This is a genomic window from Mesorhizobium sp. L2C084A000 (assembly GCF_000502875.1).
GTDB lineage: Bacteria > Pseudomonadota > Alphaproteobacteria > Rhizobiales > Rhizobiaceae > Mesorhizobium.
In genome coordinates this window covers 82741-109738 of sequence record NZ_AYWX01000014.1, presented here as the reverse complement: position 1 = coordinate 109738, position 26998 = coordinate 82741, and the positions used below count along the sequence as shown (strand labels likewise).

The 26998-nt window shown below is 64.1% G+C and carries 27 protein-coding genes and 1 pseudogene; 14 read left to right on the top strand and 14 right to left on the bottom strand.

What is annotated here, in order from left to right; genetic code table 11:
* Positions 1 to 41 precede the first annotated feature (41 nt).
* The 5 genes from minC to X735_RS05120 form a co-directional block, all read right to left on the bottom strand.
* Positions 42 to 836, bottom strand: a complete 795-nt coding sequence (minC, locus tag X735_RS140820; protein WP_031213650.1) for a septum site-determining protein MinC — start codon at positions 834 to 836, stop codon at positions 42 to 44.
* A gap of 352 nt (positions 837 to 1188) precedes the next feature.
* A complete protein-coding gene (locus X735_RS140825; protein ID WP_031213649.1) occupies positions 1189 to 2532 on the bottom strand; it encodes a hemolysin family protein in 1344 nt (447 codons plus the stop codon).
* 222 nt (positions 2533 to 2754) lie between these two features.
* The gene (locus X735_RS140830; RefSeq protein WP_023813375.1) at positions 2755 to 3408 is read right to left on the bottom strand and encodes a hypothetical protein; all 654 of its coding nucleotides are present in this window, start codon (positions 3406 to 3408) and stop codon (positions 2755 to 2757) included.
* A 22-nt stretch (positions 3409 to 3430) separates the two neighbouring features.
* A complete protein-coding gene (locus X735_RS140835; RefSeq protein ID WP_023813374.1) occupies positions 3431 to 4099 on the bottom strand; it encodes a HupE/UreJ family protein in 669 nt (222 codons plus the stop codon).
* A gap of 114 nt (positions 4100 to 4213) precedes the next feature.
* Positions 4214 to 4603, bottom strand: a complete 390-nt coding sequence (locus tag X735_RS05120) for a hypothetical protein (protein WP_023813373.1) — start codon at positions 4601 to 4603, stop codon at positions 4214 to 4216.
* Between the two features lie 102 nt (positions 4604 to 4705).
* Between X735_RS05120 and X735_RS140840 the strand changes: the two genes are divergently transcribed.
* The 5 genes and pseudogenes from X735_RS140840 (at position 4706) to X735_RS140845 (ending at position 8064) form a co-directional block, all read left to right on the top strand.
* Positions 4706 to 4987 carry a metal-sensing transcriptional repressor gene (locus X735_RS140840; RefSeq protein WP_023813372.1) on the top strand — a complete coding sequence of 94 codons (282 nt, stop codon included), beginning with the start codon at positions 4706 to 4708 and terminating at the stop codon, positions 4985 to 4987.
* 8 nt (positions 4988 to 4995) lie between these two features.
* Positions 4996 to 5976: a cation diffusion facilitator family transporter gene (locus X735_RS1000000169390; protein WP_023813371.1), complete on the top strand. Its 981-nt coding sequence runs from the start codon at positions 4996 to 4998 to the stop codon at positions 5974 to 5976.
* A gap of 594 nt (positions 5977 to 6570) precedes the next feature.
* Positions 6571 to 6792: pseudogene (locus X735_RS0134980) on the top strand (DedA family protein); the annotation flags it as partial.
* A 93-nt stretch (positions 6793 to 6885) separates the two neighbouring features.
* Positions 6886 to 7332, top strand: coding sequence for a DUF1007 family protein (locus X735_RS0134975; protein ID WP_031213656.1), 447 nt, complete (start codon positions 6886 to 6888; stop codon positions 7330 to 7332).
* 21 nt (positions 7333 to 7353) lie between these two features.
* On the top strand, positions 7354 to 8064 hold the full coding sequence (locus X735_RS140845) for an ABC transporter permease (RefSeq protein ID WP_031213644.1): 711 nt from the start codon (positions 7354 to 7356) through the stop codon (positions 8062 to 8064).
* A gap of 394 nt (positions 8065 to 8458) precedes the next feature.
* Here the strand turns inward: X735_RS140845 and X735_RS140850 are convergent, their stop codons facing one another.
* Both X735_RS140850 and X735_RS140855 read right to left on the bottom strand, forming a co-directional pair.
* Positions 8459 to 8806: a DUF2934 domain-containing protein gene (locus tag X735_RS140850; RefSeq protein ID WP_023813367.1), complete on the bottom strand. Its 348-nt coding sequence runs from the start codon at positions 8804 to 8806 to the stop codon at positions 8459 to 8461.
* Between the two features lie 90 nt (positions 8807 to 8896).
* Positions 8897 to 9505: a BA14K family protein gene (locus X735_RS140855; protein WP_023813366.1), complete on the bottom strand. Its 609-nt coding sequence runs from the start codon at positions 9503 to 9505 to the stop codon at positions 8897 to 8899.
* Positions 9506 to 9888: 383 nt separating this feature from the next.
* On the opposite strand from X735_RS140855, the gene X735_RS140860 reads away from it, so the two are divergent.
* The 3 genes from X735_RS140860 (at position 9889) to X735_RS140870 (ending at position 15201) form a co-directional block, all read left to right on the top strand.
* Entirely contained in the window at positions 9889 to 13962 is a 4074-nt protein-coding gene (locus X735_RS140860; protein WP_031213643.1) for a Pls/PosA family non-ribosomal peptide synthetase, read from the top strand.
* 112 nt (positions 13963 to 14074) lie between these two features.
* Positions 14075 to 14560 (top strand): GNAT family N-acetyltransferase, encoded by a 486-nt coding sequence (locus X735_RS140865; RefSeq protein WP_023813363.1) that lies wholly within the window; start codon positions 14075 to 14077, stop codon positions 14558 to 14560.
* A complete protein-coding gene (locus tag X735_RS140870; RefSeq protein WP_023813362.1) occupies positions 14560 to 15201 on the top strand; it encodes a 4'-phosphopantetheinyl transferase superfamily protein in 642 nt (213 codons plus the stop codon). The genes X735_RS140865 and X735_RS140870 overlap by 1 nt, the downstream gene beginning before the upstream one ends.
* A 9-nt stretch (positions 15202 to 15210) precedes the next feature.
* Here X735_RS140870 and X735_RS140875 read toward each other — a convergent pair whose 3' ends face one another.
* Positions 15211 to 16305: a KamA family radical SAM protein gene (locus tag X735_RS140875; protein WP_023813361.1), complete on the bottom strand. Its 1095-nt coding sequence runs from the start codon at positions 16303 to 16305 to the stop codon at positions 15211 to 15213.
* Positions 16306 to 16663: 358 nt separating this feature from the next.
* Between X735_RS140875 and X735_RS140880 the strand changes: the two genes are divergently transcribed.
* A complete protein-coding gene (locus X735_RS140880) occupies positions 16664 to 18319 on the top strand; it encodes an acyl-CoA synthetase (protein ID WP_023813360.1) in 1656 nt (551 codons plus the stop codon).
* A 58-nt stretch (positions 18320 to 18377) separates the two neighbouring features.
* Here the strand turns inward: X735_RS140880 and X735_RS140885 are convergent, their stop codons facing one another.
* A complete protein-coding gene (locus X735_RS140885) occupies positions 18378 to 19268 on the bottom strand; it encodes an NmrA family NAD(P)-binding protein (protein ID WP_023813359.1) in 891 nt (296 codons plus the stop codon).
* Complete coding sequence (locus X735_RS140890) at positions 19265 to 19447, bottom strand: hypothetical protein (RefSeq protein WP_023813358.1); 183 nt, start codon at positions 19445 to 19447, stop codon at positions 19265 to 19267. The genes X735_RS140885 and X735_RS140890 overlap by 4 nt, the downstream gene beginning before the upstream one ends.
* 216 nt (positions 19448 to 19663) lie before the next feature.
* On the opposite strand from X735_RS140890, the gene X735_RS140895 reads away from it, so the two are divergent.
* Positions 19664 to 20575, top strand: a complete 912-nt coding sequence (locus X735_RS140895; protein WP_023813356.1) for a transcriptional regulator GcvA — start codon at positions 19664 to 19666, stop codon at positions 20573 to 20575.
* 265 nt (positions 20576 to 20840) lie between these two features.
* Here the strand turns inward: X735_RS140895 and X735_RS140900 are convergent, their stop codons facing one another.
* Positions 20841 to 21053 carry a 4-oxalocrotonate tautomerase family protein gene (locus tag X735_RS140900; protein WP_023813355.1) on the bottom strand — a complete coding sequence of 71 codons (213 nt, stop codon included), beginning with the start codon at positions 21051 to 21053 and terminating at the stop codon, positions 20841 to 20843.
* Positions 21054 to 21107: 54 nt separating this feature from the next.
* Positions 21108 to 21866 (bottom strand): SDR family oxidoreductase, encoded by a 759-nt coding sequence (locus X735_RS140905; RefSeq protein WP_023813354.1) that lies wholly within the window; start codon positions 21864 to 21866, stop codon positions 21108 to 21110.
* A gap of 100 nt (positions 21867 to 21966) precedes the next feature.
* On the opposite strand from X735_RS140905, the gene X735_RS140910 reads away from it, so the two are divergent.
* Entirely contained in the window at positions 21967 to 22860 is an 894-nt protein-coding gene (locus tag X735_RS140910) for a LysR family transcriptional regulator (protein WP_023813353.1), read from the top strand.
* Positions 22861 to 22883: 23 nt separating this feature from the next.
* Here X735_RS140910 and X735_RS140915 read toward each other — a convergent pair whose 3' ends face one another.
* Entirely contained in the window at positions 22884 to 24116 is a 1233-nt protein-coding gene (locus tag X735_RS140915) for a flavin-dependent oxidoreductase (protein ID WP_023813352.1), read from the bottom strand.
* A gap of 75 nt (positions 24117 to 24191) precedes the next feature.
* A complete protein-coding gene (locus X735_RS1000000168980) occupies positions 24192 to 24368 on the bottom strand; it encodes a hypothetical protein (protein ID WP_023813351.1) in 177 nt (58 codons plus the stop codon).
* A gap of 84 nt (positions 24369 to 24452) precedes the next feature.
* Between X735_RS1000000168980 and X735_RS140920 the strand changes: the two genes are divergently transcribed.
* From X735_RS140920 to X735_RS140930, 3 genes are all read left to right on the top strand, one after another.
* Positions 24453 to 25457, top strand: coding sequence for a GlxA family transcriptional regulator (locus tag X735_RS140920; protein WP_023813350.1), 1005 nt, complete (start codon positions 24453 to 24455; stop codon positions 25455 to 25457).
* A 204-nt stretch (positions 25458 to 25661) separates the two neighbouring features.
* A complete protein-coding gene (locus X735_RS140925; RefSeq protein WP_023813349.1) occupies positions 25662 to 26522 on the top strand; it encodes a xanthine dehydrogenase family protein subunit M in 861 nt (286 codons plus the stop codon).
* Positions 26522 to 26998, top strand: coding sequence for a (2Fe-2S)-binding protein (locus tag X735_RS140930; RefSeq protein ID WP_023813348.1), 477 nt, complete (start codon positions 26522 to 26524; stop codon positions 26996 to 26998). Before X735_RS140925 ends, X735_RS140930 begins: the two co-directional genes overlap by 1 nt.

Below are 26998 nucleotides of genomic sequence, written 5' to 3'. Positions count from 1 at the left end.
CATTTGTTTTTGGTCGAGCGGCCCTCGCCGCCCGGTCGAAGTCAGCTCAGCGTCGAAACCCGCAGCGCGTCCCCGTCGAGAAATGCCTGCACCGGCTTGCCGCGCGAAACGCCTTCCATCTCCTCGGCGGTGACGTACCAGCCGTCGACCGCCAGCAGTTCCGCCTCGTTCTTGCGGCAGAAGATGCGCGCGCTTTTGTTGCCCAGCGCACCCGCCGAAGCGCGCCCGCGCAGCGTGCCGTAGACATGGATCGAACCCGCCGCGATGATCTCCGACCCGGAAGCGACCGAACCCAGCACGATGACATCGCCATGCGGATGCACGATCGCCTGGCCGGAGCGGATCGGCGCCTTGATCATCAGCGTGCCCGAAGCTTCAACCTGCGGCTCGCTAACGCCCGCCTTGCTTGCGTCAACCTTGCCGACCTTGTCCTTGTCCGGGCCGGCTTCAGGCGCCCTGCCCTCGGCCTTGTCGAAACCCTCCGCCCGCGCCTCGCGGGGCAGCAACCCATCCGTCGTCGCCTCCTTGGCGCCGACCAGCACCGGCGGCAGGTTGGGCTCGAGTGCGGTGTGGCCGTCGAGCTCGATGGCGTAGATGCGGATGCCACGATGGCCAAGCACGCCGACCAGCGATTCGATCGCGGCGACATCGGGCTTCAAGGTGTTGAGATCAAGCACCACCGGCCGCCCGGCAAAATAGCCGGGCGAGTTGCCGATCCAGTGATCCAGCCCCTCGAGCCACACGTCCAAAGGCGCCTCCGGAGTCAACGTGAAAGCGACGAAAGAGCGGGCACGAAAACGAATGGATTTGGCCTCGAGGGGGGCGGCAAAGGTCACGGCTGGCGAATCCTTACTGAGAGGTAAACGCTAGCGGGAGGATGGTTAACGAATGGTTAATAAGGGTGTGGCTACTTGGCAGCCCGCGTGAGGTTGGAAGTTGGCTAGACGCCTGTAGTCAGACTGGCACATCGCCGGCAATGTCGCGACAGGACGACTCGTCTGCCTCCTATCGGCTTCCGAGCGCCTGACGCCGAGATCGTCGACTTGATGCAGCAACGGCAGATTCGCTCTCCGCGCACCGACGCTTTCCTCGACCAGATGCGTAGTGCTCCGTCCTGCGCCATGGAGAAGTAGGTCGCCCGAACGCTGAACCCTTTACATTCGTGCCGAATCCTTGGCGTATCCTGTCTCAAATGGCTGCAGGCGTGGATGTAGGCAGTTCTCGGCGAGCGAGCAGCTTGTCGATCCGCCTTCCGTCCATGTCCAGAATCTCGACGCGCCAGCCCTCGTAGTCAAAGTGCTCGCCAGCTTCAGGAAGGTGTCCAAGCTGGGACAAGGCAAAGCCTGCGAATGTGTGAAAATCACCCTCCGCCAATCCTGACTTGAAGCCAAGTCGCGCGAAGGCATCGTGCGCCAGCATCATGCCGTCGATCAGGAGGGAGCCGTCCTCCCGCACGACGACATCGGGGTCTTCACCGTCCAGATCCGGCAGGTCTCCGGCGATGGCTTCGAGCAGATCGGTCTGGGTGACAATCCCCTCCAGGCTGCCATATTCGTCGATGACGATCGCCAGGCGCACCGGGGCCCTCTTGAATTGATCGAGCACGCGGAAGATCGGCGTACCCTCGTGAACGATCACAGGTTCGCGCATGACCGCCATCGGATCGAGCGCCTTGCCGTCGAGCACCTGGTCGAGGAGATCCTTCTTCAGGATCATGCCCAACGGTTCGTCGATGTCGCCTCGGCCGACCAACAGCTGTTCATGGCGGCAGTCCCGAATGGTGCGTAGAATCTCGTCAGGACTATCATCGGCATCGATCCAGTCAACGTCGCGGCGCGGCGTCATAATATCTGCGATACGTCGGTCGCCTATGTTGAAGACGCGCTCGACGAGTTCCTGCTGTGTCTGGTGGAGCAATCCGGCTTCCTGACTTGCGGCGACGAGCAGCTTCAGCTCTTCGGGCGAATGCAGGGATCCCTCGCCTGTGCCCGGCCGCAGGCCGCACAGGCGCAGCACAAGGTTGCCTAGACCGTTCAGACCGATGATGGCCGGGCGCAGCAGAAACAGGAAGAGCCCGAGTGGACGCACCACCCAGAGCGCGGTCCCCTCGCTGCGCTGGAGTGCCAGGCTCTTGGGCGCCAGCTCACCGAGCACGATATGCAGCGCCGTTATGATGACGAAGGAAATCGCGACAGCGATCACGTGAGAACTGGCCGTGGCAAGCGATCCCGGCAACGCGCTTAACAAGGGCTCGATCAGATGGGCGAGCGCGGGTTCGCCGACCCAGCCAAGGGCCAGCGAGGATATGGTGATGCCGAGCTGCGTTGCCGCCAGATTGGCGTCGAGGTTGTCGACGGCGCGCTTCAAAGCGATGGCATTGAGCCGACCCGAATTGACTAGTTCGGTTACGCGGCTGCGACGGACAGCGACAAGTGAAAATTCCGCCGCGACAAAGAACCCATTGGCGGCGACGAGGGCAAGTACGGCGAATATTCCGAGTAAATCGTAAATACTGCCATCGGGACTAGACATGATCTCCTTTTGGGCGGAATGCGCCACGTACTGTTGATGGAATCTATGTATAACATGGCCTCGTCGCAGCACCACGGATATGCCTGCGGCGGTGGGACGCGGGCCGTTGGTACTCCGCTCCTTGCCGTGCCCGCTGAAGTGGGAAGGCGGCGAGTATTTGTCCTGCCGTCCCGGCAGCGAACATGCCCTGCCCGATTGGACAAGGCATGTTCGACCATTTCGTCACATCATGCGTTTGATGTCGGCATAAGCGCCGTCCGTCTTCAGCGTCACAGTGACCTCGGCATCGGTCCGGTTGCGCCAGAACCAGCCGTGATTGCCGTCGAAAGCCGCTTCGAGCACGCCTGAGCTCTCAGCCACGGCGCGGCCCTTCTCGTAACTGATCGTTTTCCCGCCGCCGTCACCGTGCATGTCGAAGTTTACTGCCGCTCCGTTGGCCGTCCATGAATAGACCGCCTTGGCTCCGATCGCCATCGCAAGCTTGACCTCCGCGCCTTCGCCCGGCTTCAGCGTAACCGATATCTCGTCGGCGCGTCCCGCTGGCGCTGACTGGGCAGCGGCGGAACCGATCACCAATTCGGCGAAGACGCGTCCCAGCAGGCTCGATTCCTGATCGGGAGCGGCGGGAGCGGGAGCTTCGCCCTGCTGGCTGGCGGCACGGTCTCGTTCCGCCTCGTCGGCGAGCTGGGTTTTGATCTCTCCCATCTCTGTGAGATTGAGCGCCCGCCCGATGCCCGTTGGATCGATGGCGTATTCGGCAGGCAGCACGATGGTTACGAGGATGGCGGCAGCTGCGATGATGGCGATGACGGTTGAGCGGAGCAGCTGCCTGGAGGTCGGCAGTTCGGCGCGGGTCGGAATGTCGGTGTTGTACATGGAGAAGTCCTTCTCTTGACGTTCAGGAAACAAACAAGCCAGTGAGCTGATATCCGATCAGCACGAACCCGGCGGTCATCATGACGGTGTTGGCGGCGTAAGCGTGCCGCCAGAAACTATCGGTCCGCCGCCAGAAGCCCATGACGATCAGGATGGCGGCAAGCGCCAGAAGCTGGCCGATCTCGACGCCGACATTGAAGGCGAGCAGGTTGGGCACCAGGCCATCGGGCGAGATGTCGTATTCGATGATCTTGGTCGACAGGCCGAAGCCGTGGAAGAAGCCGAAGATCAGGGTCGCGATCTTGGTGTTCGGCTGGAAGCCAAGCCATCTTTGGAAAGCGCCCATGTTGTCGAGCGCCTTGTAGACGACCGACAGGCCGATGATCGCGTCGATGACGTAGCTGTTGATCCCGACGTTGAAATAGACGCCGAGCAGCATGGTCGTGGAGTGGCCGAGCGCGAACAGACTGACATAGATGCCGATGTGCTTCATCCGGTAGAGGAAGAAAATCACGCCGAACAGGAACAGGATGTGGTCGTATCCTGTCACCATGTGTTTGGCGCCGAGATAGATGAAGGGCAAGAGATTGATGCCCGAGATCTCCTGGATGTAGCCCTTGTCGCCGGCGGCGACGGCATGGGCGAACGCCGCTCCGGCCAGGAGAGGCAGGGTCAGGAGAGCGAGCAACATAGGAATGGCGGGCCGCCAGCGCGCGCAAGGCGAGCATGGCGGGCCCTGATAGCAGGGTCCTTGCATGAGAATTCCAATCTTCGTCGTTGAGGGTGGCCGCGCGAGCGGCCGCGATCATGCGGCGAGGATCGGTCGCGGAGGGCGATCGAGCCGGGAGCTTGCTTCCGGATCGGGCAAGGACGGCGGATAAATCACCCAGTTCCGCCCGGCCGCAGGGACGGCCGGCGCGAAGTCCGGAAGCGTGCTCGCCGTCTCGTGCGAGTGGTCGGCCGGATTATGGCCATGGGAATGGCCGGGCCCCTGCTCCTCGGTCGCACCGTCATCGTGGACGTGCCCGTGAGTCTCGATCTGTCCCGCCAGTTCGGCATGGCGGGCGGCCTCGGCGGCAGCAAGCGCGATAGGATCGTGCGAGATCGAACCGCCCATAGGCGAGAGCAGCATGCCGAGCGCCATCGCGAAAGCGATGACGAGGCGAAAGGCTGCGCTATGGACCCAATTCGGCATGCTTGGCGATTATTCCCTAAAATCTTAACGAGTGGTTACATGCACGGAATCGGGGCTAGTTTGAGGCTTGTATATCCTCTCCAGGAGGATAGTATCAATGGCATGAGCGAGCAATCTCACATCCACGAAACCCATCCCGATATCGTCAAGCGCCTGAAACGAGCCAACGGACATCTTAAGGGCGTCATCGAAATGATCGAAGCGGCCCGGCCCTGCCTCGATCTCGCCCAACAGCTTCATGCTGTCGAGAAGGCCATTTCGCAGGCCAAGAAGACCTTGATCCAGGATCACCTCAACCATTGCCTTGAAGACGTCGTCGGGCCGCTGGCGCGCGAGCAGCGCCGCTCAATCGACGAGTTCAAGGATATCACCAAGTACCTGTGAGAAGCGCCATGATGGACAAAGTTCGCGATTGGTTCGGGTTTGGCCCGATGACGCATGGTATAGGCGGGCACGGACATGATCACGGTGATGGCGGCCATGGCCACACCCATGGCGTCATCGATCCGACGATCGCCACGACGACGCGCGGCATCTGGGCGATCAAATGGTCGTTCGTCGTTCTGGCCATCACGGCAGCGCTCCAGCTTGTGATCGTGCTCCTCTCCGGCAGCGTGGCGCTGCTGGCCGACACGATCCACAATGTCGGCGACGCCGTCACTGCCATTCCGCTGTGGATCGCCTTCCTGCTGGCTCGCCGCAAACCCAGCAAGACATTCACCTACGGCCTGGGCCGGGTCGAGGATCTGGCCGGGATCGTCATCGTTCTGATCATCCTCTTCAGCGCCCTCGTCGCCGGCTATGAGGCGATCGACCGGTTGATCAATCCGAAGCCCATCACATTTCTTGGCTGGGTCGCCATCGCCGGCATCATAGGCTTCATCGGCAACGAGGCCGTCGCCGTGTTTCGTATCCGTGTCGGCCGCGAGATCAACAGCGCGGCACTGATCGCCGACGGCTATCATGCCCGCACCGACGGCTTTACCAGTCTGGCGGTCGTGCTTGGCGCCATTGGCGTGTGGCTGGGCTTTCCGCTTGCCGATCCGATCATCGGACTGTTGATCACGCTGGCGATCTTCGCCATCGTATGGCAGTCGTCGAAAGCCGTGTTGACCCGCATGCTCGACGGCGTCGAGCCTGGCATCGTCGATGAAATCCATCATGCCGCCAAGCATGTATCCGGCATCGAGCGTGTCCAAAGCGTGCAGGCGCGCTGGATCGGCCACCGCCTGCATGCNTGCCGCCAAGCATGTATCCGGCATCGAGCGTGTCCAAAGCGTGCAGGCGCGCTGGATCGGCCACCGCCTGCATGCGGACGTGGCCATCAGTGTTCCGGAGATGGCGACGGCCAACGACGTGCTGGGTGTAACTGAAGCCCTCAAAGAGGAGCTGTTCGCCCACTTGCCGGCGTTGGCCGAGGCCAACGTTCGCTTGGTGAGCCCGGCCGCCACTGGCGCGGAAACCTCTCATGCTCACCATCATCCGCCGGAGCCCTTCAAGGTCGCCTGCGATCTGGCTGAAGGGACATTGGAAATCGTCGATACACCGGCTGGNCCGCCGGAGCCCTTCAAGGTCGCCTGCGATCTGGCTGAAGGGACATTGGAAATCGTCGATACACCGGCTGGCGAGCGGATGCTGCTGACCGTCGATCGGCATGTCGACGATCTGACGGCGACGGTATTCATCGACCGGCCCAACGGGACGGAGACGCTTCGCCTTGAGCCTGTCGCTGACAACCATCATCGGCTTGAGAGCTCGGTGGCTCCGGCCGAGCCGCATCAATTCCAGGCAAGGCTAGTGCTGACTGCGAAAGATCGCGAACAGGTGCTGCCGTTCAAGATGGTCGAACCCGAAGGTCACCATTATTAGGTCGACAGACAGATACGCTGTTCAATGACCGATCTCGCAGCCTACGCTGGTCTTTTCCTGGCAGCCTTNATTAGGTCGACAGACAGATACGCTGTTCAATGACCGATCTCGCAGCCTACGCTGGTCTTTTCCTGGCAGCCTTCATCGCCGCGACGATCTTGCCGATGCAATCGGAAGCGGTGCTGATCGGGCTCTTGCTTGCGGATTATTCGCCCTGGTTGCTAATCGGAGTCGCGAGCGCCGGCAACGTGCTTGGGTCGGTGATCAACTGGTTGCTCGGCCGAGGCATTGAGCGCTTTCGGGACCGGCGGTGGTTTCCGGCGAACCAAACGCNCATTTCGGCCTGCTTGCAATGCCAGACGTGCTGCCTGACCGGAAACGATGAAGTGCGAGTGAAAATGCGACCGACAGGCATGGTATCAGGCGTCGCGCTGTTGCTCGCTTCCGCCGCGGCGGCGAACGCCCATCCGCATGTCTTTGCCGAAGCGAAGCTCGACCTGACCGTCGGTCCAGACAGGACCGTTAAGTCGCTTCGGCATCTCTGGCGTTTCGACGACCTCTTTTCCAGCACTGTGCTGATGGAATTCGACAAGAATTCCGACCNCCCGTTGGCTCTTGCTGGAAAAGTCAGCATCGGCGTCTATGACCCGACCTTCTACACGGCGATCGATTTTACCGACGACGACAAGATTGCTGTGGCTGGCCTGCCTGAAGCCTGCTCGCGCGCGGTCGTGCGTCCCGATCCGGACACGGCCATCGCGCAGAACCAGAAGAGCCTGACAGACGCGTTCTTTAGCGACCCGACGGGGACCGATCTCGGCAAAATTTTCGCGACGCGCCTTGAATTGACGTGCGGCTGAAGCGGAGCCGTTTCGATGGCCTTGTTCCAAACGATTGTCGAATTCCAGCGTACGATCTACCTGGCGCTGGCCGAGCAGATCAAGCTGCTTTCGGCCGGTGGCGATTGGCTGGCATTCATGGCCTTCCTGCCGATGGGGGTTCTATTCGGTGCGGCGCACGCCTTGACCCCTGGGCACAGCAAGGCTGTACTCGCGACATATCTAGCTGGTTCAGGCGCGAAGGTTTCGCGCGGCCTTCTCGTATCACTGACACTTTCCTTCACGCATGTGACGATTGCGGTGATGATCGCAGCTCTCTCGTTGCCTCTCGTCTCAATTGCCCTGGGAAGCGTTGGCCGCGCTCCGCTGCTGGAAGACATCAGCCGCGGACTGCTTGGGTTGATCGGACTATGGATGCTGTGGCGAGCACTCAGTCATGGGCGCCATCACAAGCACGAAGGTGAAGCCGTCGGAGTCATGGCCGGACTAATTCCTTGTCCGCTCACCCTATTCGTCATGACATTTGCGATCACGCGCGGCGTGCCGGCGGCCGGCATTCTGTTCGCCGGCACAATGATGATCGGCGTGGCGATCACGTTGTCAGCCGTCGCAGTTCTCTCGATCCTGTTACGCGAACGCCTGGTGAGGTTTGTCGAAGGCAGGTCGCGTCTATTCGAAGCGATCACCCGCTCCATTGAGGGCTTGGCTGGCACTGCCCTGATCGTCCTCGCGATCCACGAAATACGTCCCTGATTTGACGAAGCGCCGGCCAAAACGCAAAAACCCGCCTGCGCGGCGGGTCACCGGCGCAAATCAGCACCATAGGCAAAAATGTAGCATAGCTGCCCTCACCGGTCAAGAAAAAATTCCTATCGGCATCGACACAGGCTGCCTGCCCGGACACATGCATTCCCGACCAAAGGCCAGCGGCGCAACTGCGGTGGAGGCCGACATTTCAACGAAAGTAAATTCAGATCCAGCTTGACGGAACATTAGCCATAGCTAATTGTTGATCTGTGCGGCAGGTGGTGCCCTCCATCGCCTGCCGAAGATCGGCCGTCCGATCGGCCCGCGTCCTCCGCCAGAGGCGCGGGCTTTCGGGGCCGCCGCGCAATCCAGCCGGTATTTTCCGTTCTTCAGCTTCCGATCATTTCGCCAGTCCCTCATCGGGGTTTCGCCGCCTTTTGGCCTTGAGGCCGCGGGCGGCTTGCTCCACCGCGGCGCGGTCGTTGCCCAGGCGGTCGAGCAGTTCCTGCGCCTCGTCGCCGGAGATGCCGGTGCGCACCGCCAGCGCCTCGACCTCCAGCACGTCGGAGCTGGCGATCTCGCCGGTTTCAGGCAGCGCATCGTCCGCCGTCAGCGGCAGGGCTGCCTCGCGGTCGATCTCGGCCTCGGCCTGGTGCCAGTGCCGCTCAGGGTCGCCTTGCATGCGGCCTTCCCGTTCCCAGATCTGGTAGGCGCGCTCACGAATTCTGTCGTCCCGGTCGTCGCTCATGGTCAGTCCTCCTTGGGGTCAGAGTTGAACGCCGCGCCAATGCGGACGCTCCGGATAATCCGCGCGATCGGATCGTGCGGCGCGCGGGCTCTACTGGCATTGCCGTCTCGGCCCGCCGGAGTATGGCTGATAGGAGTTGTCTTCCGGGCGATAGGAGCGGTAGCGGCTGAAGCAGTAATCGACATGGTCGGCCGAAAGTGCTTCGCCGCCATCGTCGGCAGCGTAGACCCCCAGGCCGGCGCCGTTTTCGTCGCCATCGCCGGCAACCGGCTGGCCGACCTGACCGGCGGCTTGAAGATAGGGCGAGATGCAGGGGCGCAGCTGCCCGCTGTAGGAGCGATAGCTGTTGTCGTCCGGATGGTAGGAGCGATAGCGGCTGGCGCACCAGGCGAGATGCGGAGGCGGCAATTCGGTCGTCTTGGGCGCGATGGCGCCGGTGACGGTGGGGTCGGGCGGTGTTTCCTGCGGTTTGGCGGGGATGTCGGGCGGCGCGGACTGTTTGGCCGGCAGGCGTTCGAGGCCCTGCCCGGCTTTGTTCACCGGCCGCGCCTTTTTGGTCCACAGCTCCGCCACGCTGACGGTGGCCGTTGCCTGGCGCGGCGGCTTTGCGGCAAGCAGCCAGGCCGCAAAACCCAGTCCGCTGCCGAAGACCGCAAGGGTCAGCACGAAGCCGCAGACCAGTCCCAAAACCGCTTTCACGACACGCTCCTTAAGTCCCTGCTCATAGAATGCGGGGCCTCAAGGCTGGTTCCAGAAAAAGGCCGGCGCCGAAGCTGCCAATCTCCCCACAAGTGGGGGTTGAGAAGTGGTCCGCGTAGCGGACGGAAAGCCAATTGCTTGGCTTTCCGAACGACGAACGGCCGGCAGGCCAGAGGGGGGCGCCGTAGGGCGCGACGGGCGGAGGCTTCCCTCCCCCGCAAGCCCCGACAAAGAGGGCCAAAACCCCCGCCCAGACACAGTTCAGAAACAATATTCAACAGTTCGGAAAAACTGGCGAAAAGATCGGATGGCATAAGCATCCCACAACAACTGGAAAAATGGCCGTGCCGGGCGATGCCCGGCCTGGACGGGAAAGTATGGAAATGGATCACGGTGTCGACATCGCCGAACTGGACGCGGAACGATCGGGGCTGGAAAGCGGCCCGGCAGATGTCGATGCGCTGGTAAAAACGGCCCCCGCAACAGCCAGGCGCGGGCAAATCCTGACGGGCGCCGACTTTGCCCGGCACGGCCTCCCCGGCGAGCGGCTCGACACCGTCTTCGAACAGCTTGCCGAAATGTTTGCAGCGCTGCCGGCGGTGATCTCCGACGGGCGTGTCTGGACCTATCGTGAACTGGACAGCCGGGCCAACCAGTTCGCCCGCCTGCTGGTCAAGCGCGGCTTGCGACCGGGCCACCGCGTCGGGCTTATCCTCGACCGCTCGGCGGAGACCTATGTCGCGCTGCTCGCGGTGATGAAGGCAGGTGCTGCCTTCGTGCCGCTGGCCACCGCTTTTCCCGAGGAGCGGATGGCGCTCATCATCGAAGACGCCGGCGTCAGCCTGATCGTCACCATCGCCGCCTATGCATCGCGCGCCGGTCAACTGCCGGTTCCGCATCTGCTGATCGACAGCACTGCCGCCGAAATCTCCAAAGAGTCCGGCGCGCCGCTGAAGCCGAATGCGAAGGCCGCTTCATCAGACGACACCTGCTACATCCTCTACACCTCGGGCACCACAGGCAAGCCCAAGGGCGTCGTCATCAAGCACCAGAGTTTCGTCAATTTCATCCGCGTCGCCGCCGCCTCCTACGGCTACCGGCCGGGCGATCGCGTCTACCAGGGCATGACCATCGCCTTCGACTTTTCCTCCGAAGAGATCTGGGTGCCGTTCGTCGCCGGCGCGACGGTGGTGCCGGCACCGGGCCAGATGCCGCTGGTGGGCGAGGAACTGGCCGATTTCCTGCGGCTCCATGACATCACCTGCATCGCCTGCAGCCCGACGCTGCTGTCGTCGATGACGTCAGATGTGCCCAGCCTGCGCACGCTGCTGGTCGGCGGCGAGGCCTGCCCGCACAATCTGGTGGTGCGCTGGTCGAAGCCGGGGCGGCAGATCCTCAACACCTATGGCCCGACCGAGGCGACCGTCACCGCCACAATGGGCGCGCTGACGCCGGACAGCCCCGTCACCATCGGTGCGCCGCTGCCGACCTACTCGATCGTCATTCTCGACGCTTCGCTGCCGCAGCTCGCCGAGCCGGGCGAACTGGGCGAGATCGGCATCGCCGGCATCGGGCTCGCGGTCGGCTATCTCAACAGGCCTGACCTGACCGAACAGAAATTCATCGCCGATTTCGTCGGCCTGCCGAACAATCCGTCGAAGCGCATCTACCGGACCGGCGACCTTGGCCGCATCAACGACCAAAGCGAGATCGAATATAACGGCCGCATCGACACCCAGGTCAAGATCCGCGGCTACCGCATCGAGCTCGGCGAGATCGAGGCGGTGCTGCTCGATCAGCCCGAGATCGCCCAGGCCGCGGTCACCACCTGGGAGATCGAGCCCGGCCGCGTCGAACTCGTCGCCTATTACGCAGCGAAGGCCGGCCAGAAGGCGATCTCGCGCGCCGACCTCGCCAGGACGATGAAGCGGCGGCTGCCCGACTACATGGTGCCCTCCTATCTGGAGGAACTGCCTGTTATCCCGATGACGGTCTCCAACAAGGTGGATTTGCGCCAGCTGCCGAAGCCGACAAGTGTGCGGCTTTCGGGCGATCGCGCCATGGTCGCGCCCGCCAATGACGACGAGCGTTTCCTGGCCGACGCACTGGCCGCCGTATTGAAATTCGAGGAAGTGTCCGTCGAGGACAATTTCTTCGACGATCTCGGCGCCAACTCGCTGCTGATGGCGCATTTCTGCGCGCGCCTGCGCACCAGGAAGGAATGGGCGACGGCGTCGATGCGCGACATCTATCTCCACCCGACCGTGGCGCGGCTCGCGCTGCATCTCGGCGTGGCGGACGAGATGACGACGGCCACCAACGAGCCCGTCCTCACCCGCCGGGCCTCGAATTTCGCCTACTGGACCTGCGGCGCCGCACAGCTGCTGTTCTACGCGCTCTACAGCTATGGCGCCCTGTGGGCGGTCAATGACGGCCTCAACTGGATGTATGACGCGCTCGACGATCCGCTGCAGCTGTACATCAGGTGCGTGGCGCTTTCGGCCGCCGTGTTCTTTGGTATGTCGGGCTTTGCCGTCATCGCCAAATGGGTGCTGGTCGGCCGCTGGAAGGCCGAGGCGTTTCCCATCTGGGGCGTGCGTTACTTCCGCTTCTGGGTGGTCAAGACGTTGATCCGCACCGCGCCCGTCGTGCTGTTCCGCGGCAGCCCGCTCTACAGCATCTATCTGCAGCTTCTCGGCACCAAGCTCGGCAAGAACGCCGTCATCGAATCGAAATCCGTGCCCGTCTGCACGGATCTCATCTCGATCGGCGCCAACACCATCCTGCGCAAGGAATCGATGATCCTCGGCTTCCGGGCGCAGTCCGGCTATATCCACACCGGGCCGCTGACCATCGGCCGCGATGCCTTCGTCGGCGTCGGCTCGACGCTCGACATCGACACGAGGATCGGCGATGGCGCCCAGCTCGGCCATTCGTCCTCGCTGCACCGCGGCCAAAGCATCCCCGACGGCGAACGCTGGCATGGCTCGCCGGCCGTGCCGACCACGGCCGACTATTGCAAGGTGCGCAATGTCGATCCTTCCAACATCCGGCGCTTCCTGTTCGAAGCGGTTCAGCTGATCGGGCTGTTTGCCATCGTCACTCCCTTGCCGCTCTTGTTCCACAGCTATTGGGAAAATGTCGGCGACGACTACCAGGAAACGATCGGTGTCGTCGCGATCGGCACCACGGTCACGCTGTTCGGCTACATGGCCGCATCCTTCCTGGCGGCGACGCTGGTGCCGCGCCTGGTCAGCCTGCTGTTGAAGCCCGGCCGCACCTACACGCTGTACGGCTTCCGCTACTGGCTGCAGACTGTCGCCGAATTCTCGAGCAACTCCCGCGTGCTCGGCCTGCTGGCCGGCGACAGCTCGGCCATCGTGCACTACATGCGAGCCATCGGCTGGAACCTCAACAAGGTGGTACAGACCGGCTCCAATTTCGGTTCCAACCAGCAGCACGAAAACCCGCTTCTGTGCGAGATCGGCACCGAGACCATGGTGTCGGACGGGCTGTTCATGATCAACATGCACAAATCCGCCTCCGCCTTCCGGCTCGAGCCGACGAGGATCGGCGAGCGCAACTATCTCGGCAACAACATCTACTATCCGCCGGACGGACGCACCGGCGACAACGTCCTGCTCGGCACCAAGGTGATGATCCCCATCGACGGGCCGCTGCGCGAGAATGTCGGGCTTCTGGGTTCGCCTGCCTTTGAAATCCCGCGCATGGTGAACCGCGACAAGGAACTCATCGCCGGCATCGACGAGGACGACCGGCGCCGGCGCATCCCGCACAAGAACCGCCACAATCTGGTGACGATCCTGCTGTTCGTGGCAACGCAATGGATCATGTTGTTCGCCACGCTAGCGATCTGGGACCGGGCGCTGAACTACTATACCGAATGGGCTGAAGTCGCACTGTTCGTCGCCGTGCTCCTGACCTCGGCGATCACCATTCCGTTCTACATCTTCGTGGAACGGGCGAGCCTTGGTTTCGGCCGGCTGAAGCCGCAGATGACGACGATCTACGACGTCACGTTCTGGCGCCACGAACGCCACTGGAAGCTGGCGGATTCGCCGATCGTGCGCCTGTTCGCCGGCACGCCGTTCCGGCCGATGATCCTGCGCCTGCTGGGCGTCAAGGTCGGCAAGCGGGTTTATGACGGCGGCAGCAATTTGACCGAACGCTCGCTGGTGGAGATCGGCGACGACGTCACCCTCAACGAGGGCTGCGTCATCCAGGCCCATTCGCTGGAAGAAGGCGCCTTCAAGTCCGACTTCATCCGCATCGGCAAGGGCTGCACGCTCGGACCCTCCGCCTTTGTCCATTACGGCGTCGTGATGGGCGAAGGCTCGGTGGTCGATGTCGACTCCTTCGTCATGAAGGGCGAAGAGCTGGAGCCCAACTCCATATGGCGTGGCAACCCGGCCAAGCTGCATCGCTTCGTCGNATGAAGGGCGAAGAGCTGGAGCCCAACTCCATATGGCGTGGCAACCCGGCCAAGCTGCATCGCTTCGTCGAACCGATCACCGACGATGGCTCCAAGGCATCGGCCAGGGCATCGGCTTGAAGAAGGGCATCGGCTTGAACACCGGAGATATCCGTCTCGTTGCCGTGACCGAGGCCAACCGTGCCCAGGTCATGGCCCTGGAACTCGCGCTGGAGCAGAGGGATTTCGTCGCCGGCAATGCGGACTCGCTGGAAGAAGCCGGGACTGACGAAGACGCGAGGCCACGCGTCGTCATGGCTGGCGATCGTGTTGTCGGCTTCCTGATGTACGAGGCGCCGGAGGATGACGACGAGGCACGCATCTATCGCTTCATGATCGACCGCGCCGCTCAGGGCAAAGGCTACGGCAAGGCCGCACTGCTCGAAGTGCTGGTCGAAATACAGGGGCTCGGCCACATCAGCCACGTCTCGATCTGCTACGAACCGGAGAACGATGCGGCGCGAAATCTCTATCGCAGCGCCGGTTTCGTCGAAGAAGGGCTCGACGAGGACGGAGAAATGATCGCCGATCTCGCTTTGCCGGCCCGGACGCACGAGCCGTGATGCGGCTGCCCGAGGAAATCGCCTTGGCCGAAGCGATCGCCGCCATCGCACCATCGGGAGTCCGGATCGGATGCCGGATGATCCGCGACGGCGACGACGCCCATCTGCTGCCTGGGGAAGCGCATTCCATCCCCGCGCGTCAGCCTGGCATGCGGCGCGCCAGCGGCGCGGCCCGGTGGATCGCGCACGGACTGCTGGCGGAGCTTGGCGTCGGCGACGTCGCCATCCTGCGCTCGCCAACCGGCGCGCCGGTCTGGCCCGACGGAATAACCGGTTCGCTCGCGCACGACGACGACATGGCCGTGGCGGCGATTGCACCGATTGGCGATATCGCCTCGCTCGGCATCGACGTCGAGCCCGCGCAGCCTCTCCCGGATGACATTTTGGCGCTCGTGACAACACCCGCGGACCGCACGGACGCAGCCGACCGGCATCTTGCCGGCCGCATCCTCTTTGCCGCCAAGGAAGCCGTTTACAAGGCCGTCTATCCGCTCGATCGCGAGGTGCTGGGCTATGAGGACATCGCCATCGACCTGAACGCAGGCCGCGCAACGACGAAGACGCGCCGCAAGGCCAGCCTCGCCTATTGCGTTGCCCCGCGCGTGGTGGTGCTGGCATTTGTCGAGAAAAACGCGCGGTAGCGCGCAGCCCTATTCGCCAACGATCTCCCTATATCCCCTCACCCCGCCATCGAGCCCGCGCAGCCGCCAGTTCTCGCCGTCCCGTCCCTCGACATGGCAAGGCCCGATCGGCACCTTGCCGCCGCCCTCCGGCAGGTCGAGCACATAGACGGGGTTGCAGATGCCCGACAGCCGCGCCCGCAGCGCTTCAGTCAGCGCCTGTCCCTGTGCAATCGTCGTGCGCCGGTGCGCCATGCCGCGCGCGAGGTCGCCATGGTGCAGGTAGTAGGGTTTGACGCCGAGGCGGTACATCAGCTCGCGGCAGAGTTCTTCCAGCGCCTCGATGCTGTCGTTGACGCCCTTGAGCAGAACGCTCTGGTTCAGCAGCACGAAGCCGGCTCGCCGAAGCGTGCGGCAGGCGGCCTCGGTTGCGTCGGTGATCTCGCGCGCATGGTTGAAATGGGTGACGACAGTGACCATCAGCCGGCCCTGCAGCGCCGCGACGAGCCCTGATGTAATGCGCGACGGCAGCACCACCGGCACGCGCGTATGGATGCGCAGCAGCCGCACATGCGCAATGGCTTCGATGCGCGCGAAGATTTCAGCCAGTACCTTGTCGGGCAGCGACAGCGGATCGCCGCCGGTCAGGATCACCTCACGGATTTCGGGGTGATCCGCGATGTAGGCCAGCGCCGGCTCCAACGCCTCGCGCGTATAACCCCTGCCGATCGAGGTCAGCGATTCCTTGCGGAAGCAGAACCGGCAATAGACCGCGCATTGATAGGTCGGGAACAACAGCACCCGGTCGGCATGGCGATGCGTCAATCGCGGCACCGGGCTGAAGTCATGGTCGGCGATCGGATCGTCGAGTTCGCCTTCCACCTCCTCCAGTTCCTGCGGAGAGGGGATGACCTGCGCCCGGATCGGATCGGCGGGGTCATTCCAGTCGATCAGGTCGAGATAGGCTTTGGGCGCACGCACCTTGTGGTTCGCGGCCGCCGCTTGCGCCGCCGCGCGCTCAGCTGGCGACAACGGCAGGGACGCCAGATCGCGCACGTGGCGCACGCCGGCGCGAATTTCGGCCTGCCAGGCGGTGTCGGGGTGGAATTTGGTGTCTGTGGTCATCGGAGTTTCTCGGGCGGGTATATTTGGGCCGGACCTATCCGCTGGATGACTGATTAGGTCAACCACGCAGATTGTCAGCGCTGTGATCCTTCACACCCCCCTCTGTCCTGCCGGACATCTCCCCCGCAAGGGGGGAGATTGGATGTCGTTATCGCTTTCGCCAACCGTCGACGTCGCAAGACAAGCGCCGCGATTGAGGCGCCGATCTCCCCCCTTGCGGGGGAGATGCCCGGCAGGGCAGAGGGGGGTGTTCAAGCGCCAACCAACTTTCGCCGCATCGACCACAACCACAATTTCGGGCAAGCTCGCACCCGACAGCGCCGCATGGGGAGATGCGGCGCCGCCAGGGAGGACTGCCATGACCAACACACCGGCGCTGCCGCGCTATACCGATGCCATTGCACGCTTTCGCATCGACGATGAGATCGCAAGACTTCACGGCGATCCCGCGACGGGCATCAACGCCTGCATCGAATGCTGCGATCGCCACACCGGGCAAAACCGGCTGGCGCTGCGCGCCATCTCCGCCGGGGGCGCGCTGCGGGAATTCAGCTTCGACGATCTCAAGGACATGTCCGCGCGCGTCGGCAATACCCTCAAACAGGCCGGCGTCGGCTCCGGCGACATCGTCGCCGGCATGCTGCCGCGCATTCCCGAACTGGTGGCGCTCATCCTCGGCACCTGGCGCATCGGCGCGGTCTACCAGCCGCTGTTCACCGCCTTTGGCCCCAAGGCCATCGACCACCGGCTGAAGACCAGCGGCGCGAAGCTCGTCGTCACCAACATTGCCAATCGCGGCAAACTCGACCAGGTGGAGGATTGCCCTCGGGTTGCAACCATCCTTGCCCCAGGCGAAGCCCTGCCGGCCGGCGACATCGATTTCCGCGCCGACTTCGCCGCCGCCTCGCCCGAGTGCCAGCCGGTGATGCGCAAGGGCGACGATTTGTTCATGATGATGTCGACCTCGGGCACGACAGGTTTCCCCAAGGGCGTTCCGGTGCCGCTCAGCGCGCTGCTGGCCTTCGGCGCCTATATGCGGGATGCCATCGGGCTGCGGCCCGCCGACGTCTTCTGGAACATCGCCGATCCCGGCTGGGCCTACGGCCTCTATTACGCCATAACAGGCCCGCTGCTGCTTGGCATCGCCACGACCTTCAACGAGGGCGCCTTCACCGCCAGGAGCACCTACGACATCATCGAGCGCCTCGGCGTCACCAGCCTTGCCGGCTCGCCCACCGCCTTCCGCCTGCTGCTGGCCGAAGGACCCGAGGCCGCCGCCCGCGTCAAGGGCCGCCTGCGTGTGGTGAGCAGCGCCGGCGAGCCGCTCAACCCGGAGGTGATCCGCTGGTTCGACGCTCATCTCGCCGCCCCCATCCACGACCATTACGGCCAGACCGAGAACGGCATGATGGTCAACAACCATCACGGCCTGTCGCACCCCGTACGCCACGGCTCGGCCGGCTTTGCCATGCCGGGCTACCGCGTCGTCGTGCTCGACGAGGCCGGCAACGAGCTTAGCCCCAACCAGCCCGGCATTCTCGCCGTCGACATCGCCAACTCGCCGCTGCGCTGGTTCGGCGGCTATCATCAGGCCGAAACCCCTGCCATTGCGGGTGGCTATTACCGCACCGGCGACACGGTCGAGTTCGAGCCCGACGGTTCGATCTCCTTCATCGGCCGCGCCGACGACGTCATCACCTCGGCCGGCTACCGCATCGGCCCGTTCGACGTCGAAAGCGCGCTGCTCGAGCATCCGGCGGTCAACGAGGCAGCGGTCGTCGGCGTGCCCGATCCGCAGCGCACCGAAATCGTCAAGGCCTTCGTCGTTCTGGCGCCCGCCTTTCGAGGCAGCGAGGCGCTGGCCGAGGAACTGGCGCAGCATGTCCGCAAGCGCCTCTCGGCCCACGCCTATCCGCGCGAAGTCGAGTTCGTCAGCGAGTTGCCGAAGACGCCGAGCGGCAAGATCCAGCGGTTCCTGCTGAGGAAGGCCGAGGTGGAGAAGCGGAAGGGGTGACGCTGCCGATCTCCCCACTTGTGGGGGTGATCGCAGTTGCAACGCCGCGCTTCTGCTACTACCGCCCAGCGGTGCCCGCCATCGCCACAAAGGCGCTCTCGATGGTCTCGAACGTCAGCTCCGGATAGAGCGCGCCGGCTTCCGGCGTGGCCGTTTCGAGCGCCGTCTCACCGCGTATCCAAAACGCCCGCAGCAGTCCGAGCCAGGGGGCTGATGCGATCATCGCCTCAAGCTCCGCCGCACTCTGGGGCACGATGCGCGGCGAGCGGCCGCTGACCCGGCGCCACAGATCGATCATTTCGTTCTGGGTGATCTCGTTCTGGGCGATGCGGATCTCGCTGCGGATGGCACTGGGGTCGTTCAACGCGCGCAAGGTGACGGCGGCGATGTCCTTCTCGCTGACAAACGTCGCCGGCACATTGCCGTCGCCATAAAGCGTCACCTCTTCGGGCGGCAAGGGCGACGAGCCGAAGCGCATCAGGTCGCCCAGCGTCGTCACCCAGGTCGAGAAGAAGCCGTTGGTGTAGATCACCGTATAGGGCAGATCCGCTTGCCTGATCGCGTCGAACACGGCTCGCTTGAGGTCGAGCGGCGGAACCGAGCCCGGTGCAGCGGCGGCAAAGTCGAGGCCGAAGCCGGCGGAAGGTACATAGCGGGAGACGCCGGCATCCCTGAGCGCCCGCACCAACGTCATCTCGCTGGCCGAATCCACATGCACCGAGCTGATGACTCGATCCACCGCACCGGCGGCGCGGACAAGGCTGCCATAGTCGTCGAGATCGCCGACATGGATTTTGGCGCCGAGCTCCTTCAGCGAATGCAGCCGTTCTTCATTACCGGCTGTTGTCGGACGAACCAGAACGTGCAGGCGATCGCCATTGCCTGCGCTGGCCTTCGCCATCTCGCCACCCAGCAGCCCCGTCGCGCCGATGATCAGGGTGCTGGTCATATCGCCCTCCCATTGCGCAGGATGGAACCGTCCCGGTCGCGCTCGAAGCCGATGTCGTGCAAGCGATGGTTCGAGAAGCGTGAAACTCGGCGCAGCATGCGCCGGCGCTCGACGACTGCAGCGGTTCTGAGTGCAAGACCGCTCATCGCGGCGCCGATGGATTCGAAGGTCGGGTTCATTGTCCGTCTCCTGTATTTGCCTAGGCGCAAGCGTGCCGACGCCGTCCGCGGAGGACGAGCATGACGATTGCTCACACTGTTTCTGGTCGTTCAGCGCAACGGTGAGATGGAGAATCCGATCTGCATGCGCTGCTACACCAACAGATTGAACATTTCTGGGCTGGACGACAAACGACTCTTTGTGCAGGATTTGTGAGCAACGCTCACAGGTGGATCATGCCGCGCAGACTACCGCCCCTCACTGCCCTGCCCGCCTTCGAGGCCGCCGCCAGGCATCTGAGTTTCTCCAAGGCGGCGGCTGAACTCAACGTCACCCATGGCGCGGTCAGCCGCGCAATCCGCAACATCGAGGACCGGCTGGGCATCCAGCTTTTCGATCGGGGAACGCGGTCCGTTCGCCTGACGCCGGTGGGCGCCGCCTATGCATCGGAAGTCAGGACGGCGCTGGACCAGATCGCCGCCGCCACCATCGCCGCCACGCCCGACCGCACGACAGGCATCCTGAATGTCAGCACTTCGGACGGTTTTGCCGGCCGCTGGCTGGTGCCGAGGCTGCATCGTTTCCACCGCGCCAACGCCGATATCGACGTGCGGCTGTCGACCTCCGGCGTGCTTTCCGATTTCGTCAGCGACAGCATCGACATCGCCATCCGCTACGGCAAGGGCGGCTATGCCGGAGTGACAGCGGAATTTCTCGCCGATGAAGAGGTCTTCCCCGTCTGCAGCCCGGAACTGCTGCAAGGCGAACATCCGCTGCGCTTGCCGGCGGATCTCAGGCATCACAAATTGATCCATGATGCCTTTCGCATCGACTGGGCGACATGGCTGCAACATGCCGGCGTGGCAGATGTCGATCCGAAGCGCGGCGTGCGCTTCGATTCCGCCACCTTCGCCGTCGAGGCCGCGGTGCATGGCGAAGGCGTGCTGCTGGGCCGAAGCGCGCTGGTCTCGGCCGACCTCGCCGCCGGGCGGCTGGTTCGTCCCTTCGACCGCGCGCTGAAATCCGCCTCGCGCTACTACGTCGTCTACCGCGACGGCGCGCTGCGTCAGAAGAAGATCAGGGCGTTCCGCGACTGGCTGTTTGCCGAAATGGCGGCTGACTGGATTGGTGCGACGAAGGGCGATTGAAGCGGAGGTCTACGCTTGCAAACCCAAGCGCTGCAGCGCCGCGCAGACCCCCCACCCCGCTGCTTCGCATCGACCCTCCCCACAAGGGGGAGGGTGAGGAAGGCGCCCTGCCCGCCTGCCTTTTTTGGAAATGCGGAAAAGCTGGGCTCCCTACCTCCCCCTTGTGGGGAGGTCGGACCGGAGGTCCGGGTGGGGGTTCTGGCGCAAACTTTACTAGACTGGAGTTCCTCGCCTCACGAAGTCGGGAGAGGAGGTCGGCCCGGCACTACTCCTTTGCGCGAAAAACTTCCGGCACGACGAACACTTCGTCGGCCCGGCCATAGCCGCCGTCGGCGACCTCCTCCACCAGCACCATCGTGAAGGGGCGCGCACCCTCGCCGAAAAAGTCGACGAACATGGCTGTCGTTCGATGGATGAGGTCTTCCTTCTGCGCCCTGGAGAGCGCCGCTTGCGGTAGCTTGATGTTGGCGAATGGCATGATCTTTTCCTTTCTGTGGAGTTTCAGGTTCGGGGTGGAGCGGTCGGCGACGGCTCAGACGACGCCGCCATTGGCGCGGATGATTTGCCCGTTGACCCAGAAGCTGTCCGGACCGGCCAGAAACGAGACCAGCCCGGCAATGTCGTCGGGCTGACCGAGCCGGCCGAGCGGGATCATCTTGCCGATGGCCTCGATCTGCGCCTCGCTCTTGCCGTCCGTGAACAGCGCGGTCTCGATCGGTCCGGGCGCCACCGCGTTGACAGTGACACGGCGCGCGCCGAGCTCCTTGGCCAGGATGTGGGTCATCGCCTCGACACCCGCCTTGGTGGCGGCGTAGACGCCGTAGCCCGGCTGGTAGAGGCCGACGACGCTGCTGGAAAAATTGACGATGCGGCCGCCGTCGCGAAGCCGGCGCGCGCCTTCCCGCATGCCGCGGAACACGCCGCCGAGATTGATCGCGATCTGCGTGTCGAACGAAGCATCGTCGGTCTGCGCCATCGGCGACATCTTCATGACGCCGGCATTGTTGACGAGGATGTCGATGCCGCCGAACGCCTTCTCGCCGGCGTCGAACAGCGCTGCGATCCCATTCGGATCGGCGATATCGGCCTGAACGGCGATCGCCTTGCCGCCGCCGGCTTCGATGCTGCGCACAAGCTCTTCGGCCTCGGCGCGGCCCCGTGCATAGTTGACGACGACGGCGACGCCGTCGCGGGCGAGCCGCTGTGCGATGGCGGCGCCGATGCCTTTGGAGGCGCCGGTCACGATCGCGGTTCTGGTTTGGCCACCCGTATCTGTTTGATTGGATGTCATGGAAGTCTCTCCGTGTTGGTGACACGGATATAGGCCGGCCCGCTTTCCGGATAATCAGCCACCTATTGACATCACTATTCGGAAACTGCGAACAAAGGCCATGGATCGACTGGACACGATGCGGCTCTTCGTTCGCGTTCTGGAGCGGCGCAGCTTCACCGCTGCCGCAGCCGATCTCGGCCTGCCGCGTTCAACGGCGACGGAAGCCATCCGGCGACTGGAAGAGCATCTCGGCGCGCGGCTTCTGGAACGAACGACGCGGCAGGTGAACGCCACCCAGGACGGCGAAGCCTACTATCGGCGCTGCCTGTCGATCCTGGCCGAAATCGAGGATGCCGAAGCCGCCTTCCGCAATGCGGAGCCCTTCGGGCTGCTGCGCGTCGACGCCAGCACGCTGCTCACCCGCACATTCCTGTTGCCGCGCCTGCCGGAGTTCCTCGACCGCTATGCCAGAATCGACCTGCAGATCGGCCAAAGCGACCGGCTGGTCGATCTCGTGCGTGAAGGCGTCGACTGTGTCATCCGCGTCGGCGAGCTACCCGACAGCGGCATGATCATGCGGCGGCTGGCTGTCATCCGCGAGATCACCTGCGCCAGCCCTGGCTATCTCGAACGCCACGGCACGCCCGCCTCCCCCGATGCGCTCGACGGTCACCAGGCGGTGGGCTTTGTTTCGTCGCGCACTGGCGAGACCCTTCCGTTCGAATTCACCGTCGCCGGCAATATCCGTGAGGTGCGGCTGCCCGGCCGCGTCGCCGCCAACAATTCCGACACCGCCGCCGACCTGGCGCGGCTTGGCCTCGGCCTCATCCAGGCGCCGCGCTATCGCTTCGAAAAGGATCTGGCGGATGGGACACTCGTCGAGGTGCTGGCCGACTATCCGCCCTCGCCAACGCCGCTGTCGGCGCTCTACCCGCAGAACCGTCAGCTCTCGCCACGCCTGCGCGTCTTCCTCGACTGGGCCTCGCGCATCTTCGCCGAGGCCGATCTCTAGGGCGCAAAAACGCCCGCTCCCGGTCAATTCGGTTTTGCAAACCCCGCCAGGGACGCATAGCCGCGTACCACGCTCTTGCGTTCTTCGCGCGAAGCGACGGCGTCGATGTCATCAAAGCCATGCGGCGCCCGGGCCTCGACCAAGTCTATGACCGCTTCCGGCCCGCCTTGCCGATTGGCCAGCACGATGGCCGATGTGGCCGGCCGCCGCTCCCCATCATATCGCGCGAGCGCGGCTTCGACGGTTGGTCCCGCGGCCAGATGCATCGCGAGGCAGCCGGCGTCGAGTATTGCCTGGCTGGCTCCGTTCGACCCGACCGGATACATGGGATGCGCCGCATCGCCGAGCAGCGTCACCCGCCCGAACGACCATCGCGGCAGCGGGTCGCGGTCGCAGTTCGGATATTCGTAGAAGCCATCCGTTGCCTGGATGATCGAGGCAGGGTCGACAAAATCAAGCTGAAACCGGTCGCGCACGAAGGGCAGCACATCGTCGATCACGCCCGGGCGGCTCCAGTCGCCGGGACGCAGCGGTGATGTGCCGCTATCACCGGTATTGGCCATCACCGCCCAGTTCGTCAGCCTGGTCTCCGGCTCTTGGCGATCCGGCTCGATCGGATAATACACGAACTTGGCGAAATTGCCGCCGGCAACCGCCATGGTGCGCCCGTCGCGCCAGACCGGCCATGGCGTGGCGCCGCGCCACAGCATCGTGCCGTTCCAGATCGGCGGCCCTTCTTCGGGATAGAGCACGGCCCGGACGGCGGAATGGATCCCGTCAGCGCCTATGAGCAGGTCGCCATGCGCCTCGCCTCGCGAGCCGTCATGCCGGCGGAAATGCGCCACGACCCCGCCTTCGCTCTGCTCGAAGGCATCGACAAGGCTTGCCGTATTGATGATGTCGCCGCCAAGCCTGTTCACCACGGCCCTGTGGATCAGCCCCAGCAGTCTGCCGCGATGAATGCTGATTTGCGGAACCTCATAGCCGGCATCGATGCCGCGCAATTCCTGCCATACGATCTGGCCGAAGCGGTTGGTGTAGACAAGCTCGCGTGTCCTCACCCCCTCCGCGTCGAGCGCCGGCATCAGCCCAAGCCCGGCCAACTCCTTGACAGCGTGCGGGAGCATGTTGATGCCGACGCCAAGTTCGCGGATGTCGTCGGCCCGCTCGAACAGTTCGACCTCGATGCCTGCCTCATGCAGGAACAGAGCAGTGGTGAGGCCGCCGATGCCGGCCCCGGCGATCAATGCTTTCATCAGTCACTCCCTTGCTGTGAAAAATCGGTGCTCGGAAGACGGCCACACACCCGCCGTCGCTTCAGCACGGCATCGTCACCGCGATGCGCCCGACCCGGGATATTCGAGTTGCATGGCGACGAAGTCGGCCGTGCGGGCACCGTGGCTGGCGCTAGCAAGCGCCCTGTGGGCCAGTTGGCGTAGCAATCCGTGCTCCGCCACGACAAGGCCGGCGGCACCGGCACTGCTCCACAACGCAAGTCGCCAACTCATGGGGTCCGATCTCCAGATGGCTTGACGACGAGGGTATCGGCGTTACGTTTCGTCCGAAATGACATAAATCGGGCGAATACTGCCATGCGCAGGCAAGTTGCCGTCGTCGTTCACCCCGGTTTCCAGCTTCTGGATGCGGCCGGGCCGACTACAGTCTTCGAGATTGCGGAGCGCTGCCGCCCGGACAACTATGAGCTGGTTTTGCTGGCGCCCGGCGGCGGCGACGTTGAAAGCTCTTCGGGTCTGAAGCTCCTCACCAGGCCTCTGCGCGACGGCCCTTTCGACACCGTTATCGTATCGGGCGGCGAAATCATCCGCTCCATGGAGGCGATGGACGAGATCGTCGCCTGGTTGAGGCGCGCCTCGGCGCGGCGCATCAGCAGCGTCTGCACGGGCGCGTACCTGCTGGCAAAGGCGGGATTGCTCGACGGCCGCCGCGCGACCACGCACTGGGCCAGCAGTGACGACTTCCACCGCCGCTACCCGAAGGTCAGGCTCGATGCCGAGCGTATTTTCATCAGGGATGGCGACATCTGGACGTCGGCCGGCATCTCGGCCGGAATAGACCTGGCGCTCGCCCTCGTCGAAGATGACCTTGGCGCTGAGGTGGCGCGCCGCACCGCGCAGCAGATCGTCGTGCACCAGCGCCGGCCGGGCGGCCAGTCGCAATTCTCGGCCTTCGTCGAGCTGGGCGGGCGAACCGGCCGCTTCGCCGCGCTGATCGAATGGGTGCGGGCAAACCTGGCCGAACCGCTGACCGTCGAATGCCTGGCCGATCACGCGGCCATGAGTCCCCGCAACTTCGCCCGCGCCTTCACGGCCGAGACCGGCGTCACGCCGGCAAAGGCCGTAGAGCGCATGCGCCTTGAGACGGCCCGAACGGCGATCGAGATCAGCCATCTCCCGCTTGAGCGCATCGCCGAAACCGCCGGTTTTGGCGATCCCGGACGCATGCGGCGCGCCTTCCTGCGTACCCTTGGCCAGCCGCCGCAGGCGTTTCGGGCGGCTGCCGAACACAGGGGGCTTCAGCCGGGGCGGCCAGGCAGCGGCTCTGCCCGGCCTAAAGGCCGTTCCGGTCCAAAGGCGTAAAAGCGAATGAGCGCACTTGATCCGCAACCGAAGTTTCACGAAAATCCTCCCAAAGCCGGTTGCCGCCAGTCAGTGCGCCACATTCGGCCTGTTGGACTGGATATTGCGGCGCCTGGCCCAATCGCCGCAGATGAGGAACCGGATGGCCATTATGAGGAGACTGTTTATAACGGTCGCTGAAATCGCGATGACCAAGGGGAGACGATGCGCTACATACGTCCGCTTTCAATAGAAGATGCCGTTGGCCAGTTGGCCGGGTCGGCTGGTACGGCCGCCATCCTCGCGGGAGGCAGCGACCTCCTGGTCAGGATGAAGGGCGGCTTTGCCGAACCAGAACTGATCGTCGACATCAAGGCGATCGATGGCTTGAGCGAGATCCGGGAAACGGCTGAAGGCTTCAGCATCGGCGCCGCGGTTCCCTGCGCCGTCCTGGGAGAGAACACCGCCCTCAGGAAGGCATGGCCTGGTGTCGTCGAGGCGGCCAAGCTGATCGGCTCGAAGCAGGTGCAGGGACGCTGCACCATCGTGGGCAATCTCTGCAACGCCTCGCCGGCCGCCGATAGCGTGCCGGCGCTGGTTGCCGCCGGCGCCAAGGCAGTGGTCGTCGGGCCGGCGGGCCGGCGCACGATCCCCGTGCAGAGCGTGCCGACCGCGCCGGGCAAGACGTCACTCGCCAAAGGCGAGATCATCGAGGCGATCCTGCTCGACAGCCAAGCGCCGCGCTCGGGCGATGCCTATCTGCGTTTCATTCCACGCACCGAAATGGACATCGCGGTGGTCAGCGCCGGCGTGAACCTGACGCTCGATGAGCACGGTGTGGTCAAATCGGCCCGCGTGGCGCTGGGCGCCGTGGCGGCGACGGTGCTTCTGGTCGAAGAGGCGGCGGAGGTGCTCATCGGCTCCAAGCTGGACGAAGCGACGCTGGAGCGGCTCGCCAAGGTCTGCGCAGGGGCATGCCGTCCCATCGACGACAAGCGCGGCACTATTGAATTCCGGAGGAAAGTTGCGGGCGTGCTGGCCAAGCGGGCCGCCACGACCGCCTATGCACGTGCAGGAGGCAAATGATGGCTGGTGTTGCGGTTTCAACGACAATCAACGGCGACGCTGTCGAATATCTTTGCCAGCCCGACGAGACGCTGCTCGACGTCCTGCGCGATCGGCTGGGGCTGACGGGCGCCAAGGAAGGCTGCGGCACCGGCGACTGCGGCGCCTGCAGCATCATCCTCGACGACCGGCTGGTGTGCTCGTGCCTGGTGCTCGGCGCCGAGGCTGAAGGCCGTCGCGTCGAGACCATCGAGGGCATGGCCCATGGCGACACGCTGCATCCGCTGCAGCAGAAGTTCCTCGAGCATGCGGCGCTGCAATGCGGCATCTGCACGCCGGGTTTCCTGATCGCGGCCAAGGACCTCCTGGCCAAGAACCCCGACCCGACCGAGGAAGAAATCCGCTTCGGCCTCGCCGGGAACCTGTGCCGCTGCACCGGCTACGACAAGATCGTGCGCGCCGTCCAGGACGCCGCCATCGTGATGAAGGGAGCCTGA

What these genes read in the sequence shown, in the direction of transcription:
- X735_RS140825 (WP_031213649.1), bottom strand. Translation starts at nt 2,532, where the DNA reads ATGTCTAGTCCCGATGGCAGTATTTACGATTTACTCGGAATATTCGCC.
- X735_RS140830 (WP_023813375.1), bottom strand. Translation starts at nt 3,408, where the DNA reads ATGTACAACACCGACATTCCGACCCGCGCCGAACTGCCGACCTCCAGG.
- X735_RS140835 (WP_023813374.1), bottom strand. Translation starts at nt 4,099, where the DNA reads ATGTTGCTCGCTCTCCTGACCCTGCCTCTCCTGGCCGGAGCGGCGTTC.
- X735_RS05120 (WP_023813373.1), bottom strand. Translation starts at nt 4,603, where the DNA reads ATGCCGAATTGGGTCCATAGCGCAGCCTTTCGCCTCGTCATCGCTTTC.
- X735_RS140840 (WP_023813372.1), top strand. Translation starts at nt 4,706, where the DNA reads ATGAGCGAGCAATCTCACATCCACGAAACCCATCCCGATATCGTCAAG.
- X735_RS140850 (WP_023813367.1), bottom strand. Translation starts at nt 8,806, where the DNA reads ATGAGCGACGACCGGGACGACAGAATTCGTGAGCGCGCCTACCAGATC.
- X735_RS140870 (WP_023813362.1), top strand. Translation starts at nt 14,560, where the DNA reads ATGCGGCTGCCCGAGGAAATCGCCTTGGCCGAAGCGATCGCCGCCATC.
- X735_RS140875 (WP_023813361.1), bottom strand. Translation starts at nt 16,305, where the DNA reads ATGACCACAGACACCAAATTCCACCCCGACACCGCCTGGCAGGCCGAA.
- X735_RS140880 (WP_023813360.1), top strand. Translation starts at nt 16,664, where the DNA reads ATGACCAACACACCGGCGCTGCCGCGCTATACCGATGCCATTGCACGC.
- X735_RS140885 (WP_023813359.1), bottom strand. Translation starts at nt 19,268, where the DNA reads ATGACCAGCACCCTGATCATCGGCGCGACGGGGCTGCTGGGTGGCGAG.
- X735_RS140890 (WP_023813358.1), bottom strand. Translation starts at nt 19,447, where the DNA reads ATGAACCCGACCTTCGAATCCATCGGCGCCGCGATGAGCGGTCTTGCA.
- X735_RS140895 (WP_023813356.1), top strand. Translation starts at nt 19,664, where the DNA reads ATGCCGCGCAGACTACCGCCCCTCACTGCCCTGCCCGCCTTCGAGGCC.
- X735_RS140900 (WP_023813355.1), bottom strand. Translation starts at nt 21,053, where the DNA reads ATGCCATTCGCCAACATCAAGCTACCGCAAGCGGCGCTCTCCAGGGCG.
- X735_RS140905 (WP_023813354.1), bottom strand. Translation starts at nt 21,866, where the DNA reads ATGACATCCAATCAAACAGATACGGGTGGCCAAACCAGAACCGCGATC.
- X735_RS140910 (WP_023813353.1), top strand. Translation starts at nt 21,967, where the DNA reads ATGGATCGACTGGACACGATGCGGCTCTTCGTTCGCGTTCTGGAGCGG.
- X735_RS140915 (WP_023813352.1), bottom strand. Translation starts at nt 24,116, where the DNA reads ATGAAAGCATTGATCGCCGGGGCCGGCATCGGCGGCCTCACCACTGCT.
- X735_RS1000000168980 (WP_023813351.1), bottom strand. Translation starts at nt 24,368, where the DNA reads ATGAGTTGGCGACTTGCGTTGTGGAGCAGTGCCGGTGCCGCCGGCCTT.
- X735_RS140920 (WP_023813350.1), top strand. Translation starts at nt 24,453, where the DNA reads ATGCGCAGGCAAGTTGCCGTCGTCGTTCACCCCGGTTTCCAGCTTCTG.
- X735_RS140925 (WP_023813349.1), top strand. Translation starts at nt 25,662, where the DNA reads ATGCGCTACATACGTCCGCTTTCAATAGAAGATGCCGTTGGCCAGTTG.
- X735_RS140930 (WP_023813348.1), top strand. Translation starts at nt 26,522, where the DNA reads ATGGCTGGTGTTGCGGTTTCAACGACAATCAACGGCGACGCTGTCGAA.